Annotated in this window: 16 protein-coding genes and 1 riboswitch; of the genes, 7 read left to right on the top strand and 9 right to left on the bottom strand. The window is 45.5% G+C overall.

Annotated features, from left to right (window positions below; translation table 11 throughout):
- Nucleotides 1-85: 85 nt before the first annotated feature.
- A complete protein-coding gene (locus tag EKC99_RS03320) occupies nucleotides 86-238 on the top strand; it encodes a hypothetical protein (protein ID WP_009361918.1) in 153 nt (50 codons plus the stop codon).
- Nucleotide 239: 1 nt separating this feature from the next.
- Entirely contained in the window at nucleotides 240-413 is a 174-nt protein-coding gene (locus tag EKC99_RS03325) for a DUF3813 domain-containing protein (protein WP_019417884.1), read from the top strand.
- Nucleotides 414-437: 24 nt separating this feature from the next.
- On the opposite strand, the gene EKC99_RS03330 is transcribed toward EKC99_RS03325, so the two are convergent.
- A complete protein-coding gene (locus EKC99_RS03330; protein ID WP_009361920.1) occupies nucleotides 438-1,271 on the bottom strand; it encodes a YitT family protein in 834 nt (277 codons plus the stop codon).
- 87 nt (nucleotides 1,272-1,358) lie between these two features.
- Here EKC99_RS03330 and EKC99_RS03335 point away from each other — a divergent pair, with 87 nt between their 5' ends.
- Complete coding sequence (locus EKC99_RS03335; protein WP_163150522.1) at nucleotides 1,359-2,222, top strand: DegV family protein; 864 nt, start codon at nucleotides 1,359-1,361, stop codon at nucleotides 2,220-2,222.
- Nucleotides 2,223-2,252: 30 nt separating this feature from the next.
- A complete protein-coding gene (locus EKC99_RS03340; RefSeq protein WP_003395443.1) occupies nucleotides 2,253-2,378 on the top strand; it encodes a DUF3941 domain-containing protein in 126 nt (41 codons plus the stop codon).
- A 29-nt stretch (nucleotides 2,379-2,407) separates the two neighbouring features.
- Here EKC99_RS03340 and EKC99_RS03345 read toward each other — a convergent pair whose 3' ends face one another.
- Both EKC99_RS03345 and EKC99_RS03350 read right to left on the bottom strand, forming a co-directional pair.
- Nucleotides 2,408-4,063 (bottom strand): methyl-accepting chemotaxis protein, encoded by a 1,656-nt coding sequence (locus EKC99_RS03345; protein ID WP_240468791.1) that lies wholly within the window; start codon nucleotides 4,061-4,063, stop codon nucleotides 2,408-2,410.
- 9 nt (nucleotides 4,064-4,072) lie between these two features.
- Nucleotides 4,073-5,038 (bottom strand): BMP family lipoprotein, encoded by a 966-nt coding sequence (locus EKC99_RS03350; RefSeq protein WP_163150524.1) that lies wholly within the window; start codon nucleotides 5,036-5,038, stop codon nucleotides 4,073-4,075.
- A 167-nt stretch (nucleotides 5,039-5,205) separates the two neighbouring features.
- On the opposite strand from EKC99_RS03350, the gene EKC99_RS03355 reads away from it, so the two are divergent.
- The 3 genes from EKC99_RS03355 to metH all read left to right on the top strand — a co-directional run bounded on the left by EKC99_RS03355 (nucleotide 5,206) and on the right by metH (nucleotide 11,189).
- Entirely contained in the window at nucleotides 5,206-5,697 is a 492-nt protein-coding gene (locus tag EKC99_RS03355; protein WP_009361924.1) for a YajQ family cyclic di-GMP-binding protein, read from the top strand.
- Between the two features lie 90 nt (nucleotides 5,698-5,787).
- Nucleotides 5,788-5,890: riboswitch (SAM riboswitch) on the top strand.
- A 69-nt stretch (nucleotides 5,891-5,959) separates the two neighbouring features.
- A complete protein-coding gene (locus tag EKC99_RS03360) occupies nucleotides 5,960-7,807 on the top strand; it encodes a bifunctional homocysteine S-methyltransferase/methylenetetrahydrofolate reductase (RefSeq protein ID WP_163150526.1) in 1,848 nt (615 codons plus the stop codon).
- Entirely contained in the window at nucleotides 7,800-11,189 is a 3,390-nt protein-coding gene (gene metH, locus EKC99_RS03365) for a methionine synthase (protein ID WP_163150528.1), read from the top strand. Before EKC99_RS03360 ends, metH begins: the two co-directional genes overlap by 8 nt.
- Before the next feature lie 40 nt (nucleotides 11,190-11,229).
- Here metH and cobO read toward each other — a convergent pair whose 3' ends face one another.
- The 6 genes from cobO to EKC99_RS03395 are packed head-to-tail and all read right to left on the bottom strand — an operon-like array spanning nucleotide 11,230 to nucleotide 17,443.
- Nucleotides 11,230-11,751, bottom strand: a complete 522-nt coding sequence (gene cobO / locus EKC99_RS03370; RefSeq protein WP_163150530.1) for a cob(I)yrinic acid a,c-diamide adenosyltransferase — start codon at nucleotides 11,749-11,751, stop codon at nucleotides 11,230-11,232.
- Nucleotides 11,745-12,494, bottom strand: coding sequence for a uroporphyrinogen-III C-methyltransferase (gene cobA / locus EKC99_RS03375; RefSeq protein ID WP_035062932.1), 750 nt, complete (start codon nucleotides 12,492-12,494; stop codon nucleotides 11,745-11,747). Before cobA ends, cobO begins: the two co-directional genes overlap by 7 nt.
- Nucleotides 12,487-13,512, bottom strand: coding sequence for a nicotinate-nucleotide--dimethylbenzimidazole phosphoribosyltransferase (gene cobT, locus EKC99_RS03380; protein WP_075039291.1), 1,026 nt, complete (start codon nucleotides 13,510-13,512; stop codon nucleotides 12,487-12,489). Before cobT ends, cobA begins: the two co-directional genes overlap by 8 nt.
- Nucleotides 13,502-15,016 carry a cobyric acid synthase gene (locus EKC99_RS03385; protein ID WP_021094032.1) on the bottom strand — a complete coding sequence of 505 codons (1,515 nt, stop codon included), beginning with the start codon at nucleotides 15,014-15,016 and terminating at the stop codon, nucleotides 13,502-13,504. The genes cobT and EKC99_RS03385 overlap by 11 nt, the downstream gene beginning before the upstream one ends.
- On the bottom strand, nucleotides 15,009-16,367 hold the full coding sequence (locus EKC99_RS03390; RefSeq protein ID WP_021094031.1) for a cobyrinic acid a,c-diamide synthase CobB: 1,359 nt from the start codon (nucleotides 16,365-16,367) through the stop codon (nucleotides 15,009-15,011). The genes EKC99_RS03385 and EKC99_RS03390 overlap by 8 nt, the downstream gene beginning before the upstream one ends.
- The gene (locus tag EKC99_RS03395; RefSeq protein WP_021094030.1) at nucleotides 16,364-17,443 is read right to left on the bottom strand and encodes a cobalt-precorrin 5A hydrolase; all 1,080 of its coding nucleotides are present in this window, start codon (nucleotides 17,441-17,443) and stop codon (nucleotides 16,364-16,366) included. The genes EKC99_RS03390 and EKC99_RS03395 overlap by 4 nt, the downstream gene beginning before the upstream one ends.
- Nucleotide 17,444: the final 1 nt, after the last annotated feature.

The raw sequence follows: 17,444 nt of genomic DNA on the forward strand, positions 1-17,444 counted from the left end.
TTCCCTTACGTATTGTGGCGCAAACATGAACAAACTATCATCGACGCCATATGCGTCATAAGCGGCAAACAAGGGGGAATGTCGTGTGGGCAAACGAAATAAATCAAAACGTTTCATTCAACAAGGTGCCGACGCTGTCTATAAACATGATGAGCGCATTCCGTATCATATGACGTATGAAGAAGCGGAACGACGCAAAGCAGAAAAAGCAGACCATACAAACCTCGGGGGATTTTAATATGGGCAATCCGTTATTTCAACAAGCGAAAAAAGCGGTCGCCAAAGCGAAAGAGGAAAAAACAGAACGCGCCATCGCTGTGGCAAAAAATACGCTCTCATCCGCTTTCGCCAACGCCAACGATGCCGAACGGAAACAACTGCACGACTTGCAAGACGAACTCGATACATTGTAAAAAGCTGCGCCTCGTGCGCAGCTTTTACTCTTTTCGGAAAAAGCCGACTACTTCCGTCGTTTGCATAATGTTCGTAAACGCTTTTGGATCGACTTCTTTAATAATTCGTTTTAAATCAAACAATTCATAACGTGTAATAACGATCATTAACATATCTTTATCTTCATTTAAAAATGCACCTTTTGCTGGAATGACGGTAATGCCGCGAATCATTTGCGATTTAATCGCCTGCTTCATCTCTTCCCCTTTTGTCGTAATAATGAGCGCCGTAAGCTTTTGATGGCGCGTATGAATGGCGTCGATGACACGCGTCGTGACATACAACGTCACAAGCGTATAGAGCGCCTTTTCCCAACCGTACATATATCCAGCCGTTAAAATAATAATCGAGTTAAGGGCAAAAATGTACGTCCCAACGGAACGATCGTTCACGCGCGACAACACGAGCGCAATAATATCTAATCCGCCGGTTGACGCCCCCCACTTTAACGTCCAGCCCGTTCCGACCGCTGCAATCACCCCACCAAATACCGCATTTAATAAAATGTCTTCCGAAAGCGAACGAACGGGAATGAGCTCGAGAAATAACGACATAAACACCACGCTTAAAAAGCTGTAAAAAGTAAACGACTTCCCTACTTTCTTCCATCCTAAAATGGCTACCGGAATGTTAAATAAAAAAAGCAGCAATCCGGTTGAAATCGCATAAGGTGTATAGTCGCCAACGACTTTTGAAATGAGCTGCGCCGCCCCAGCAAACCCGCTCGTATATACGTTTGCTGGAATTAAAAATAAATTCATGCCGATCGCATTTAATAATCCGCCAATCACGACGACAAACAATTTTTTTACATCCACAGAACATCCTCCTACAAAGCGATAAGATTGTTTTTTTTCATCACAATCGATACACTTAAAATAAGTACATACATAGGGGTGATTGAAATGAATATTAAAATTATAGCGGATAGTGGGTGCGATTTGCCACTTTCTTTTATACGAGAAAAACAAATTGCTTTTTTACCGTTAACTGTTCATATAAACGACCACGATTATGATGATCAACTGACGATTCAACCGAAGCAAGTGTATGAAGCGATGCGCAAAGGCGAAGTGCCGAAAACGTCGCAAGCGAAACCTTCCGAAATGAAAGAGCTATTTACAACACTTGCGAAAGAAAACATTCCTGCCATTTATATTGCTTTTTCTTCCGCTTTGTCAGGCACATATCAAACAGCCGTCATGATGAAAAACGAAGTGCTTGAACAATATCCTCATGCCAAATTGACGGTCATCGACTCGAAATGCGCATCACTCGGGCTTGGACTTGTCGTAAAAAAAGCGGTTGAGCTAGCTGAAAGCGGCATAGCATACGAGCATATCGTGACAACGATTGAAACGTATTGTCGCCATATGGAACATATTTTCACCGTCGATGACTTACAATATTTAGCGCGTGGTGGGCGCGTCAGCAAAACCGCTGCGTTTGTCGGTGGAGTGTTAAACATTAAACCACTCCTTCATGTCGAGGACGGAAAATTAATTCCGATTGAAAAAGTGCGCGGACGGAAAAAAGTATTGAAGCGCATGATTGAGCTAATGCAACAGCGCGGAGCAAACGTTGAACACCAACTGATCGGCATTAGCCACGGCGACGATGAGCAAACGGCGCTCGAACTAAAAGCGATGATTGAAGAAACGTTCGGATGCAAACAATTTTTCATTTCTGAAATTGGCGGTGCGATCGGAGCGCACGCCGGACCGGGAACGATCGCCCTCTTTTTCTTGAATAAACAGCTTGAGCAATGATTACACTACCGATAAAAGGAGGGCGAGACGATGACAAGCGATAACGACAAAAAAGCAAAAGACAATAATGCAAAAAGACATGAAAAAAATATGGAGCGCGAAAAAAACCGCCAAGCCGGTAAACGCGCCTATTCAAAAGAAACGAATCATTTGTAAAAAAAAGATGCTCGCGAGGAGCATCTTTTTTACTTCATTTGGAACTTTGCCATCGTTTGTTGTAAGTCGTCTGTTAGTTGGCGCAACGTCGTCACTTTTTCGCTCATTTTTTTGAACGCCTCTAACTGCTCAACCATGGAAGCGGCAATTTGTTCGCTTCCTGCGGCTGACTGTTCGACAACCGCACTAATGCTTTCAACGTTTTGTAAAACGTTTTTGCCGAGCTCTTTTGATTCGTTCATGCCGACGACAAGCGCTTGAATATCTGTCGTAATATGATGCACTTTATTTTCAATTTGTGCAAACGCATCGGTTGTCGTTTCAATCGCTTTCGCTTGCGCTTCGGCAATGTCCACCCCGCGACGAACCGCTTCTGTCACATTCGTTAACCCCGATTGAATAAGCTGTACCATCTCAAAAATTTGGCTTGTCGCTTTTGACGATTCTTCCGCAAGCTTGCGCACTTCTTCAGCAACGACAGCAAATCCTTTGCCCGCTTCCCCTGCTCGCGCCGCTTCAATTGCCGCATTTAACGCAAGCAAGTTCGTCTGCGTTGCAATATCAGCGACCGCTTTGGCCATATCTTCAATTTTGCTTGCATACGTCGCAAACTGCGCAGTCGATTGTTCAATCGAAGCGGTCGCTTTCGTATTTTCATCAATAAATCCTTTTTGCTCTGCTAAAGCGGCTTGTCCATTTGTAATCGCTGCGACCGCTTCATCGCTATAACGGGCTGTTTGCTCCGTCCGACCGACGTTCTCCTGTACAGTTCCTTCCATGCGTTCAATGAGCTGTACCGCACTTTGCAAGTCTTCGGAAATGCTTTGCGCCCCTGCGGATAATTCGTTTGTTGACACAGCGACTTGGTTATTAATTTCTGTTAACACTTTTGTTTCTTCATCAATTTCTTTCGCAAACGCTTCGACTTGCTTACTGACGGTATCGACCGATTGAAGCAATGCATTCAATTGATCGGCCATCGCCGTAAACGCCGCATTTAAATCGGCCAATTCGTCTTTGCCGCTATACTTCACAGGTTCAATACGCAAATTGCTGTTGGCGATTTGTTTTGCGTTTTCTGCGATTTTTCGCAACGGCGTCGACATTTTTTGCGTTAAACGGACGCCGCTAAATCCCGCAAACAATAATACGACAGCAATCGCCACAAGTGAAATCGTAATGACGCGATCAATTTGCTTTTGTAACGTTTTTTGCATGTACGTATAATATTCGCTCACATACGTGTTGACGACGTACACATCGTTTAATACCCCTTCCGCGCGCATCGACTGGCGGCGCACTTCCGCTACATCGTTTGCATCAAGCGCTTCGTTCGATTGTTTCGCAAGCTCAGCAAACTTTTTATTCGCTTTCTCAAGTGCAGAACGAAAATACGGCTCAGTTAACCCTTTATTTAATGCTTGAAGCAGCTTTTCCGATTCCGCTAAATGAACGATCACTTCTTGTTTATTTCCTTCTGTCGGACTGTAAGCATAGTTGCTTAAACTTTGTTTCGTCGCTTTTAGCTCCGCCTGCAAATGTTGCGCTTTCATCATGAGCGGAACAAAATCTTGATTCGACGATTGAATCGAAAGCATATTTATAATGATAAACACGATAATCGCCCCCGCAATGACGGGTGTGGCTAATGAGTGAAATAATAACCGTTGTTTAATCGTCATCATATTCCTCCTTTATTTTGCGATGCCGTTTGTCGCTTTTTCTTTCCACTTTTCAAGCGTTGCTTGTTGCTCTGGAGTGAACGTCACGACGCGAATCGGCGCCAAATCAACACCGTTTTCTTTTAAGCCAAGCTGAACCGTCCCTTTTGGCACTTCTTTCGTTTCGACGTATTGTTTAATGACTGTATATAATGCGACATCAACATTTTTTAACATCGATGTGACGACTGCTTTTTCCGCATAAAAATATTGATCGCTATCGACACCGATCGCATATTTTTTATTCATTTCCGCCTCGCGAAGCACACCGACACCTGTAAATCCAGCCGCGGCATACAAAACGTCGGCCCCGTTTGCGATCATTTGTTTCGCAATTCGTACCCCAAGTTTATCATCACCGAAATTGCCAGCGTACACTTCTTGCACTTTTGCTTCTGGTCTAACCGCTTTTACCCCTTGAATAAAGCCGTTCGCAAATTTGCGAATAAGCGGCACATCCGCTCCGCCAACAAAACCGACGTTGTTTGTTTTCGTCAACATGCCAGCCACTACGCCAGCTAAAAAGCTTCCTTCATCTTCTTTAAACGTAATCGATGTAATGTTCGGTAAATCAGATACCGCATCAATTAAGACGAATTGCTGTTTCGGATATTTTTTGGCGACTTTTTCTAAATCTTGTTGCACCATAAAACCTAATCCGATGACGAGATCGTTCCCTGCTTCAACGAGCTCTGTTAACCCTTTTTCATACGTCTCGGTTTCTTTTAACTCACGATAGTCAAAAAAGATGCCTAGCTCATCGCGCGCTTTCATTAATCCTTTAAACGCCGAATCGCTAAACGATTGATCACCGAGTCCGACGTCTGACAACATAATGCCTACTTTTATTCGCTCTTTCGGTTGAAAAGAACTCGTTTGCGAACACCCTGCGGCAAGCAATAAAACGAATGCCATCATGAGTGGAATCATTTTTTTCATCAAATTTCCTCATCTCCTTATTTTTCGATCAAATCCCGCTTCATTTATTATATCGACATGTTTCGACATTTTGTTTACTTTTTATATATAAAGATTTTGTAAAGTTGTTCGTATGCCAACAATCGACTATAATGGAAGCACAACGAATTTATGCCGAGGTGATTCATATGTCAAAAGAAAGTTCGTTTGATATTGTGTCGAAAGTCGATTTGTCAGAAGTGACGAACGCCATCAACATCGCGTTAAAAGAAATTCAAAACCGCTACGACTTTAAAGGAAGCAAAAGCGACATTTCACTTGAAAAAGATGAGCTCATTCTCATTTCTGACGATGAGTTTAAACTTGAACAGCTGAAAGATGTGCTTATCGGCAAACTCATTAAACGCGGCGTGCCGACAAAAAACATTCAATACGGAAAAGTAGAGGCTGCATCTGGCGGAACGGTGCGCCAACGTGCGAAACTCGTCCAAGGCATCGACAAAGACAATGCGAAAAAAATTAACACAATCATTAAAAATACAGGTTTAAAAGTAAAAAGTCAAATTCAAGAAGACCAAATTCGCGTCAGCGGCAAAAGTAAAGACGATTTACAAAAAGTAATCGCCGCCATTCGCGAAGCAGATTTACCGATTGACGTTCAATTCGTCAACTACCGTTAAGAAGGCACTCGGCCTTCTTTTTCTTTTCTCAAATAAAATAGTTGAATATTTCTAAAAAATCAGTTACATTTATGAGTAACTTCATACAACATCTTATCGAGAGAAGGGGAGGGACTGGCCCGATGAACCTTCAGCAACCTGACGATCGTCAAGGTGCTAAGTCCAGACAAGCGATTCGCTTGGAAGATAAGAAGGAGCGCGTCAAGTCTTCTTCTTATGGAGAGGACTTTTTTACTTTAAACAAAGAAACGGAGGAATGGACGTGGGATTGTTAGATGATTTAAAAGAACGCATCGTCATCGCGGATGGAGCGATGGGAACGTTATTATATGCGCACGGCATCGATCGTTGTTTTGAAGAATTAAACGTCACAAAGCCTGAAGAAATTGTCCATATTCATGAGGCGTATATTGAATCAGGCGCAGAAGTCATTCAAACGAACACATACGGCGCCAACTACGTAAAACTAGCACGTTACGGGCTGCAAGATGACGTAAAAAAAATAAACGAAGCGGCGGTCGAACTGGCGAAACGAGCGGCAAAAGGGCGCGCCTACGTGCTCGGTACGATCGGAGGACTACGGAGCACGAACAAAAGCACGATTTCGCTTGAAGAAGTGAAACGAACATTTCGTGAACAGCTGTATGTGTTGTTAAACGAAGGTGTCGATGGGCTTTTGCTTGAAACATATTACGATTTCGAAGAATTGCAAACCGTTCTTTCCATCGCTCGCAAAGAAACGACGTTGCCGATCATCGCCCACGTCACGTTGCATGATATTGGCGTCCTGCAACACGGGATGCCGCTTGCTGAAGCGCTGATCGAATTAGAACGACTTGGGGCCGATGTCGTCGGCTTAAACTGCCATCTCGGCCCATATCATATGTTGCGCTCACTAGAAGAAGTACCGATTCCTACACGCGCTTTTTTATCGGTATATCCGAACGCGAGCTTGCCGCAATATCGCGACGGTCGCTTCATTTACGAAACGAGCGAACAATATTTTGAAGAAACGGCGCGCGCCTTTCGTGAACAAGGAGTTCGGCTCATCGGCGGCTGTTGCGGTACGACGCCAAAACATATTGCCGCCATTGCTCGCGCCCTTTCCGATCGTACGCCTGTATATAAAAAAGAAGTCAAACAGCGCCATCCGATCGTCGTCCAAGAAGAAAAACAAACGACAGCCCCTTCTCTTGCCGACATCGCTCGCACGCGACGGTCGATTATCGTCGAGCTCGATCCACCGAAAAAGCTCGGCTTAACGACATTTTTAGAAGGCGCAAAAGCGTTAAAAGAAGCGAACATTGATGCCTTAACGCTTGCCGACAACTCGCTTGCGACACCGCGCATTAGCAACGTCGCTGTCGGCACGATCGTCAAACAACAACTCGGCATGCGTCCGCTCATTCATATTACATGCCGCGATCGAAACTTAATCGGCTTGCAGTCGCACTTAATGGGACTTCATACGCTCGGCATGACCGACGTGCTCGCTTTAACAGGCGATCCGTCAAAAGTAGGCGACTTTCCAGGTGCGACGTCCGTCTACGATTTATCATCGTTTGACCTCATTTCGTTAATTCGCCAATTTAACGAAGGACTGTCGTACTCAGGCAAACCGCTCGGACAAAAGACGAACTTTTCGATCGCTGCCGCCTTTAATCCGAACGTGCGCCATTTAGATAAAGCAGTAAAGCGGATAGAGAAAAAAATTGAATGCGGGGCGCACTACTTTTTAACACAGCCGCTTTATAGCGAAAAACAAATCGAAGACGTGTATGAAGCGACGAAACATTTACCGACGCCGATTTACATCGGCATTATGCCGCTCACAAGCGCTCGCAACGCCGACTTTTTACATCACGAAGTGCCGGGCATTACATTATCTGATGACATTCGCAACCGCATGGCGATGTGCGCAAACGACCGTGTTCAATCAACGAAAGAAGGATTAGCGATCGCCAAAGCGCTCATCGATGCCGCGTTCGATTTATTCCAAGGCATTTATTTAATTACCCCATTTTTACGTTACGATATGACGGTCGAACTCGTTCGTTACATTCATGAAAAAGAGCGGCTCGCAAAAGAAAGGACGGTTTATTATGGCTAGTTTATTTGAACAGCTCGAAAAGAAAATTTTAATTATTGACGGTGCAATGGGAACGATGATTCAAGCGGCCAACTTAACTGCGGACGATTTTGGCGGTGAAGCATATGAAGGATGCAACGAATATTTAACGATCACCGCCCCACACGTCATTTCTCACATTCATGAAGCGTATTTTGCCGCAGGGGCCGACATTGTCGAAACGAATACGTTCGGGGCAACGCGCATCGTCCTAGACGAATATGATCTCGGCCATTTAGCGCTTGAGTTAAATATCGAGGCAGCGAAACTTGCAAGACGAGCAGCGGAAAAATATACGACAACCGATTGGCCGCGCTTCGTTGCAGGCTCGATGGGTCCGACGACAAAAACGCTTTCTGTCACAGGCGGAGCGACGTTTACGGAGCTCGTTGCTGCGTATGAAGAACAAGCGCGCGGGCTATTAATTGGCGGCGTCGATTTATTGTTGTTAGAAACGTGCCAAGATACGTTAAACGTCAAAGCCGCCTTTCTCGGCATTACCGAAGCGTTTCAAGCGGTCGGAAAACGGGTGCCGCTGATGATTTCTGGAACGATTGAACCGATGGGAACGACGCTTGCCGGACAAACGATCGAATCTTTTTTTATTTCCATTCAACATATGAAACCTTTTGCCGTCGGTTTAAACTGCGCCACAGGTCCGGAATTTATGACCGACCATTTGCGCTCGCTCGCTTCATTAGCGAACACAGCCGTCAGCTGTTATCCAAACGCTGGGCTTCCTGACGAAGAAGGGCACTACCACGAAACGCCAGACATGCTTGCGAAAAAAATTCGCCAATTTGCTGAAAAAGGATGGCTAAACATTGTCGGCGGCTGTTGCGGCACGACGCCACAACATATTCGTGCCATCGCTGAAGCGGTGCGCGACATTCCACCTCGTGTCATCCCGAAACAGTTTGCCATGCATGCAGTATCTGGCATTGATGCGTTGATATACGATGAAACGATGCGGCCGCTTTTTGTCGGGGAACGAACGAACGTCATTGGCTCACGTAAGTTTAAACGGCTCATCGCGGAAGGCAAATATGAAGAAGCGGCAGAAATTGCGCGCGCACAAGTGAAAAATGGAGCGCACGTCATCGACATTTGTTTAGCGGACCCTGACCGTGATGAAAAAGAAGATATGGAACAATTTATTCAACAAGTCGTGAAAAAAGTGAAAGTGCCGCTCGTCATCGACTCAACCGATGAGGACGTCATCGCCTGTGCGTTATCGTATTTCCAAGGAAAAGCGATTATTAACTCCATTAACTTAGAAGACGGGGAAGAACGATTTGAAAAAATTGTCCCGCTTCTTCATCAATACGGTGCAGCGGTCGTCGTCGGCACGATTGACGAACAAGGAATGGCCATTGAAGCGAAACGAAAGCTGGACATCGCCCTTCGTTCATACGATTTACTCGTCAATAAATATGGCGTGTCACCGCACGACATTATTTTCGATCCGCTCGTCTTCCCGATCGGTACAGGAGATGAGCAATATATTGGCGCAGCAAAAGAAACGATCGAAGGCATTCGCCTCATTAAACAACATTTGCCAAACTGTTTAACGATGCTCGGCATTAGCAACGTCTCATTTGGTTTGCCACCTGTCGGACGCGAAGTGTTAAACTCCGTCTTTTTATACCATTGCACGCAAGCAGGGCTTGATTACGCGATCGTCAACACGGAAAAATTAGAGCGCTTTGCGTCCATTCCTGAAGAAGAGGTGCGCTTAGCAGAGGCGTTGTTATTTCACACAAACGATGAAACGTTAAACGCATTTATTCAATTTTATCGCGATAAAACGAAACAACCGAAACAAACAAACGTCCATATGACGTTAGAAGAGCGGCTTGCCACATACGTCATTGAAGGAACGAAAGATGGGCTCATCGAAGACTTGACGCTCGCCTTACAAACGTACAGTCCGCTTGACATTATTAACGGTCCACTGATGAACGGAATGGACGAAGTCGGTCGCCTATTTAACGATAATCAGCTCATCGTCGCCGAAGTGTTGCAAAGCGCAGAAGTGATGAAAGCGGCCGTCGCCTTTTTAGAGCCGTATATGGAAAAAAACGAAACGAGCGTCAAAGGAAAAGTGTTGCTAGCAACAGTCAAAGGCGATGTGCACGACATCGGAAAAAATTTAGTCGATATTATTTTAAGCAACAACGGGTTTCACGTCGTCGATTTAGGCATTAAAGTCACGCCTCAGCAGCTCATTGAAGCGGTGCGAAACGAACAGCCAGACATGATCGGCTTATCCGGACTGCTTGTAAAATCGGCTCAACAAATGGTGCTCACTGCGCAAGACTTAAAACAAGCGGGCATCTCCTTGCCAATTTTAGTTGGCGGCGCCGCTCTTTCACGCAAATTTACCGATACGAAAATCGCGCCCGAATATGACGGCATCGTTTTATACGCGAAAGATGCGATGGAAGGATTGACGCTTGCCAACCGTATCGTCCAACAAGACATTTCTTATGAGAAAAAAGAAAAAACGAAACAAACAATCGAACGGCAAAGCACAGTCGCTGTCATGACAAAGTCAAATGTGAAGCGGGCACCAATTTACGTTCCGACCGATACAGAAAAACATATATTAAAAGACATTCCGCTTTCACATATTGAACCGTACGTCAATTGGCAAATGCTTCTTGGCCACCATCTCGGTTTAAAAGGAAATGTAAAAAAGCTGTTGGCAGAAGGAAACGAAAAAGCAATCATGTTAAAAGAGTTGATCGATGAGCTGCTCGCTGAAGCAAAACAAACAAAATCCCTTGCACCGAAAGCGGTATATCAATTTTTCCCAGCCAGAAGCGACGGCGATACGGTAATCATTTACGATCCGCGCGATCAACAAACGGTCATTGAAACGTTTACGTTTCCAAGACAAACGAAAGCGCCGCATTTATGCTTAGCAGATTATCTTTCGAATGAACAAATCGACTACGTCGGGCTATTTGCTGTGACGGCTGGAGCAGGAGTGCGCAATATGGCACAACGTCTAAAAGAAGAAGGACAATTTTTAAAAAGCCATGCCATTCAAGCGCTAGCGCTTGAACTAGCGGAAGGATTAGCGGAACGCGTCCATCAAATTATGCGCGACCGTTGGGGCTTTCCGGATTCTCCTGATTTTACGATGGAACAACGATTTGCGGCGAAGTATCAAGGACAACGTTTTTCTTTCGGCTACCCTGCTTGCCCAAATCTCGAAGACCAAGAGAAACTATTCCGTCTTTTACGCCCAGAAGAAATCGGCATTCATTTAACGGAAGGGTATATGATGGAACCAGAAGCGTCCGTTTCCGCCATCGTCTTCGCCCATCCGGAAGCAAGATATTTTAACGTGTTGTGAAAAAGCTGACTTTGATCAGCTTTTTCACAACATCCATTGTTTACAAATCAATTCCTTTGATCGCATGAACGCCTTTATGATAATAATGTTTTACTTCTTTCATTTCCGTCACTAAATCGGCAAGTTGAATGATGTCCTCTTTTGCCCCTCTTCCTGTCACGACAACATGCGTATGCGCTGGCTTATTTGCCAACGTATGCACAACATCTTGCATTGGCAAAACATCATCAATCGGAAACGACGAAATGGCTAAAGCAACATTTAATTCGTCTAAAACGACGACATCGTATAAACCAGATAACACATGTTGTTTCGCAAGCGCCCACCCTTTTTGTAGCGCTTGGCGATGTTCTTCTGGCGTTTTCGTCCACGTGAAGCCAACCCCTGTTTGATGCACGTCAACACCAAGTTGTTGCAATATTTTCGCCTCGCCATATGGACGGTGCGGCGATTTAATAAATTGAATGACGATCACTTTTTTTCCATGTCCCGCAGCGCGAACGGCAAGGCCGACCGCTGCGGTTGTTTTTCCTTTTCCATCCCCCGTATAAACAATCACCATTTTTCTTCCACCCACTTTAATTGATCGTGTAAGCGGACGACATCTCCGACAACGATAATGGCAGGGGAAGAAAGTTGTTTTTCATGAACGATGTCAACGATTGTTTGTAACGTACCAACAACGGTTCGTTGCTCTGTCGTTGTTGCCCATTCGATGACTGCCACAGGCGTCTCGCCATCTTTACCATGACGTTGTAGTTGTTCACAAATATAAGCGATGTTTGCCATCCCCATATAAAATACGATCGTATCTGTTGCCTCGCTTAATGCGTCCCAGCGAATGCGATCACGTTCCCCGCTCTGATGTCCTGCAATAAACGTCACCCCTCCAGCATAATTGCGATGCGTCACAGGAATGCCAGCATATGCCGGAGCAGCGACGCCAGCTGTCACACCTGGGACGATTTCATACGGAATGCCGTATGCGCGTAAATGCTCCGCCTCTTCCCCGCCGCGACCGAACATAAACGGATCGCCGCCTTTTAAACGGACGACCGTCTTTCCTTGCAACGCATGTTCAACAAGCCATTGATGAATTTGTTGCTGAATGTTCCCATGCTTTCTCGGCTCTTTGCCGCAATATAAAAGCGTTGTTCCTTCTTTTGCGTAAGTCAACAGCTGTGAACTCACGAGCCGATCGTAAATAATGACATCCGCCTTTTCAATACATTCACGTCCGTATACAGTAATGAGCTTCGGATCCCCTGGACCTGCCCCAACAATATATACTTTTCCTTTATTCATCATGATCGCTCCCTGTCGCTACGTTTGCTGATGAAAATGTCGCCATATGAAGCATCGCCAGCGCCATATTGACAATCGGAAAGGCCACCGCCGCTCCACTTCCTTCTCCAAGACGCATACGTAAATCAAGAAGCGGCTCTTTATGTAACAACTCAAGAGCGATGCGATGACCCGGTTCTTGCGACCGATGCCCCGCAATCATATAATGAACGACCCGCTCATCCAGTCGTTCGGCGATTAACGCCGCGACGGTACAAATAAAGCCATCAAGCAAAATCGGAATGCGTCGCTCTGCGGCTGCGATCATCGCTCCCGCCATCGCCGCAATTTCAAACCCTCCGATTTTTGTCAATAAATCGATGGCATCAGACGCACTCGGCTTATGTTTTGCAAGGGCACGTTCAATCACGTCTCGCTTACGTTTCAATGCTTCATCACGAACACCGGTTCCTTTGCCGACAAGTTCAGCCACGTTGCGGCCGCTTATCGCTGCTAACAGAGCGCTAGCTGTCGTCGTATTGCCGATCCCCATTTCCCCAACGATCAAACAGCGGATGCCGTAATCAATTATAGCATTTGCTTGGCGATATCCTGCTTGCACTGCTCGCTCCGCCTCTTCTTTCGTCATCGCTTCCTCATCGGCAAAATTGTTCGTTCCATATGCTACCTTTTCGTCGATGACACGTTCTTCATGAATATCAGTTGCCACGCCAACATCGACAACTGAAAATATGGCGCCAATTTGTTTGCTAAATACGTTAATGGCAGCTCCGCCACGCACAAAATTGAGCACCATTTGTGCGGTAACTTCTTGCGGATACGCAGACACCCCTTCTTTCGCAATACCATGATCGGCCGCAAACACGAGCACGCCCGGCGGCGTCACGTTCGGAAAACGCTCCCCTGTCATTTTCGCAATGTCAATTGCTAGCTCTTCAAGTCGTCCAAGGCTTCCACGCGGTTTCGTTAGTTGATCAATATAGTTGCGTACTTCTTCCCCAATTTGTTCATAAAGCATGATTGTCTCCCCCTTGAAATTCCATCATTTTTCGTTCAATTGTTGTCACATTGACGCTCGCTTCGACGCAATTAGCTAGTTCATCAAATGCCTGCATGCGCAATTGTCGATAAAGAGCTCGTGTAGGAAGTGACGGAAGTTGTTTTTTTCTCCGCACGTCGTTTAATAAATGATGGCGAAACGCATCGTTATGAAATAGATCGTGCATATATGTTCCAATAATGCGTTCATCTTTCGTTTTACAGCCGTCTGTTTTTCCATTGAGCGAAATAAGCGGCGCACCGCTTTTTACGATCGAACGTCCCATATGAATTTCATACCCACTCACATGAAACGTTTCGCGTTGAAACGTCAATATCCCTTCACATAACACCGTCGTTTTTTCACAAGCGAGCGTCGTTTCAATCGGCAGCAAATTTAATCCCTCTATCTCATCGAGTGACGTTTCGACATGAAACGGATCTTTTATACGTTCTCCAAGCATTTGATAGCCACCGCAAATACCGATCATGATCGTATCGCTTCGTTCATATAAACGGCGGATCGCTACAAATAATCCTGTTTCTTTTAAAAACTGCACATCTTCAATCGTATTTTTACTGCCCGGCAAAATAAGTATATCTGGCTCACCTAACAACGACGCGTCCGTCACAAACCGCACCGAACAGTCCGGCTCGGCAAAAAACGGATCGATATCAGTAAAGTTAGACATGCGCGGATATTGAATGACCGCTACATCGATCGCTTTCGTATCATCTTTTTTTGTCGCATAACGAGAAAGTGTCACAGAATCTTCCGCATCGATGCGCAAATGCACATATGGAACGACGCCAAGCACCGGCACGCCTGTATATTGCTCGAACCAACGCAATCCCGGCTGAAGAAGCGCAACATCGCCACGAAATTTATTAATGATCACCCCGATGACACGTTTCCGATCACACTCATCTAACAACTGCAATGTGCCAACTAAACTCGCAAACACTCCTCCGCGCTCAATATCACCAATTAAGACAACGGGAGCATTCGCCATGCGTGCCACGCGCATATTTACAAGCTCACGATCGTTCAAATTTACTTCCGCAGGGCTTCCCGCTCCTTCAATGACTAGTCGATCGTATTGTTTCATTAATACATCGAGCGACTGTTGAATAATGTTCAGTCCCGTATGAAAAAACTCGGTTCGATAAGCACCCGCTTGCATGTTTTTGTACGGTTTTCCATGTACAACAATTTGCGCTTCTTGATCGCGGCTCGGCTTAATTAAAATTGGATTCATATACGTCGTCGCTAACACGCCTGCCGCTTCCGCCTGCACTCCTTGCGCGCGTCCGATTTCTTTTCCGTCAATCGTTACGTATGAATTAAGTGACATATTTTGCGACTTAAACGGTGCCGTTTTCCAACCTTTGCGGGCAAATATGCGACAAAAAGCTGTCGCGATCACACTTTTCCCCGCATCTGAATGCGTTCCTTGAAACATAATCGGCAGCGCTTTACGCATCGCCTTTCACCTCGCAGCACGCCTTCAACCACCGCTCAACAAGCAAAGGGTTCGACGGAAAATAAAAATGAATGTAACCAGCGACTAACCGCTGATCCATATATCCGTCTCGTTTACATCCGCGCAGCCCTTTCGCTTCATATGAAAATTTTTCTTCTTCGCGTCGAATAAACGTTGAATAATGAAATTCATGTCCTTTCGCTTCATCTTGTTCAAACAAAAAGTTTCCTTCCATTCCTGTCACTTCGCGATATCCGAGCGCCACAAGCTTTCGATGCATACACACGTGCCCCGGAATGACGCCGACCATCTCGTAATATTGCCCGTCAGTCGTTTCGATGCCTTCTGTTAAATACATAAATCCACCGCACTCGGCAAGCGTCGGTAAACCGCGCTGAATGGCTTCGGCAACCGATCGTTTCACTTTTTCGTGACGCGCAAGCTCCGCGGCAAATTCCTCTGGAAAACCTCCGCCAATGTACAATCCGTGCACATCGTTCGGCACACATTCACCGGCAAGCGGAGAAAAATAAACGAGCGTTGCCCCATACGCCTGAAGCATTTCTAAATTTTCTTCGTAATAAAAATGAAACGCTGCATCTTTTGCGACAGCCACGCGCACATCGTACGTTTGTTTTGGTGTAAAAAACGGCTCGCTATGAAGGACGGTCGTTTCCGCTAGTTTCCATATAGCATCTAAATCGACCGTTTGATCGATGCGCTCACCAAGCCGTTCAAAAAACGGTTGAAGCTCTCCACGTTCCACAGATGGAACAAGCCCTAAATGACGCTCTGGAATCGTCAAATCGCTTTCTTTTAACAAATAGCCAACGACAGGAATACCGCATTGTTGTTCAATCGCTTCTTTGACGAGGCGAAAATGCCCTTCGCTCCCAACGCGATTCGCAATAACTCCAACAATGCGAACTCGTTTATCAAACAGTTGAAATCCGCGCACAACTGCCGCAGCGCTACGCGCCATGCCTGAACAGTCGACAACTAACAAGACAGGGCTTTCGGTGATCATGCTAATTTCTGCAGTGGATCCTTCATTTGTCGTTGCTCGCTTCCCGTCAAATAACCCCATCACCCCTTCAATAATCGACAAATGCGCTCCTTCGCTCCCATGGCTACATACGTGGCGCACAATTTGTTCATTCCCCATCCAACTATCTAAGTTGCGCGAACGTCTTCCTGTTACCGCGGTATGATACGTCGGATCAATATAATCTGGCCCACATTTAAACCCTTGAACAACATATCCTTTTTGTTTAAACGCACTCATTAAACCGAGTGTTATCGTCGTCTTTCCAACACCGCTCCCCGTTCCTGCAACGACAATTCTCCTCATTTCCGTTCCTCCCAAAGTGCAACAGAAATCGTTACATTTCCGCTCTTTTTTTTCGTTAACACAAGCTTATTTTGTCCGCTATATCGCTTCGCTGCAGGTTCGCTCACCCCATATGCTCCCGTGTAGCGGAATACCGTTTCCGAAGGCTCATCGATCGGAACAGTGTTTAACTGCTCAGGCGTGTAAAAAATAAGCGGCCATTGATATTTATTTGCGACAGCTAACAACCCTTCTTCATCTTTTTTTAAATCGATCGTGCATAACGCTTTGACACTTTTCATTGAAAAACGAAGCTGTTGTAGCGTTTCATCAATGACGTGTTCAATTTCTTCTGCGCTCGTCCCACGATTACAGCCGATACCAATGACAATCACTTTTGGACGATATAACACCCCGTTTTGTAAAATCGCTTCTTCCTCTTTTTCGAGCAAGCGATGCGTGACAATAAGCGCCGCATCCGGCTTCGCTTCAAGCGCCTCAGCAATCGAATCATATTGCCGAATGTTTGATGGAATCGGCGTATCATACGTCCACCAATTTCGCTCTCCCGATTCTTGTACAATCGCGACATGTTGCTCATTGACAACCGCAGCGCTCACAGGCGTCAAATTGTTTTCATTTTCCCATTCCCATCCGAACGAGCGACCGAATAAGTCAACCGCAATCGTTTGCTGCACATCGGATGCTGTCGTAATGACCGGACGAGCGTCAAGCAAATTCGCCACTTTTTTTGTCAGCTCATTGGCTCCTCCTAAATGACCAGATAATACACTAATGACATGTTCTGCTTTATCATCAATCACAACAACAGCAGGATCTGTTTTTTTGTCTTTTAGCAACGGAGCAATCATTCGTACGACGGCACCGAGTGAAATGATGAGAATCAGCCCGCGATACGTTGAAAACAATTGCGGCAACAACAATCGAACATTTCCTGAAAATAAATGAATTCCTTTCTCGTGTTCGTCCCCTTTCGCAAATTTATCCGTATAATAAATGTGCGCATGCGGAAGTTGATCGTATAGCTTTCTCGCAATATGTACCCCGTGTTTTGTAATGGCGACAACAGCATACATC

The sequence above is a fragment of the Anoxybacillus sp. MB8 genome (assembly GCF_011006755.1).
GTDB lineage: Bacteria > Bacillota > Bacilli > Bacillales > Anoxybacillaceae > Anoxybacillus > Anoxybacillus gonensis.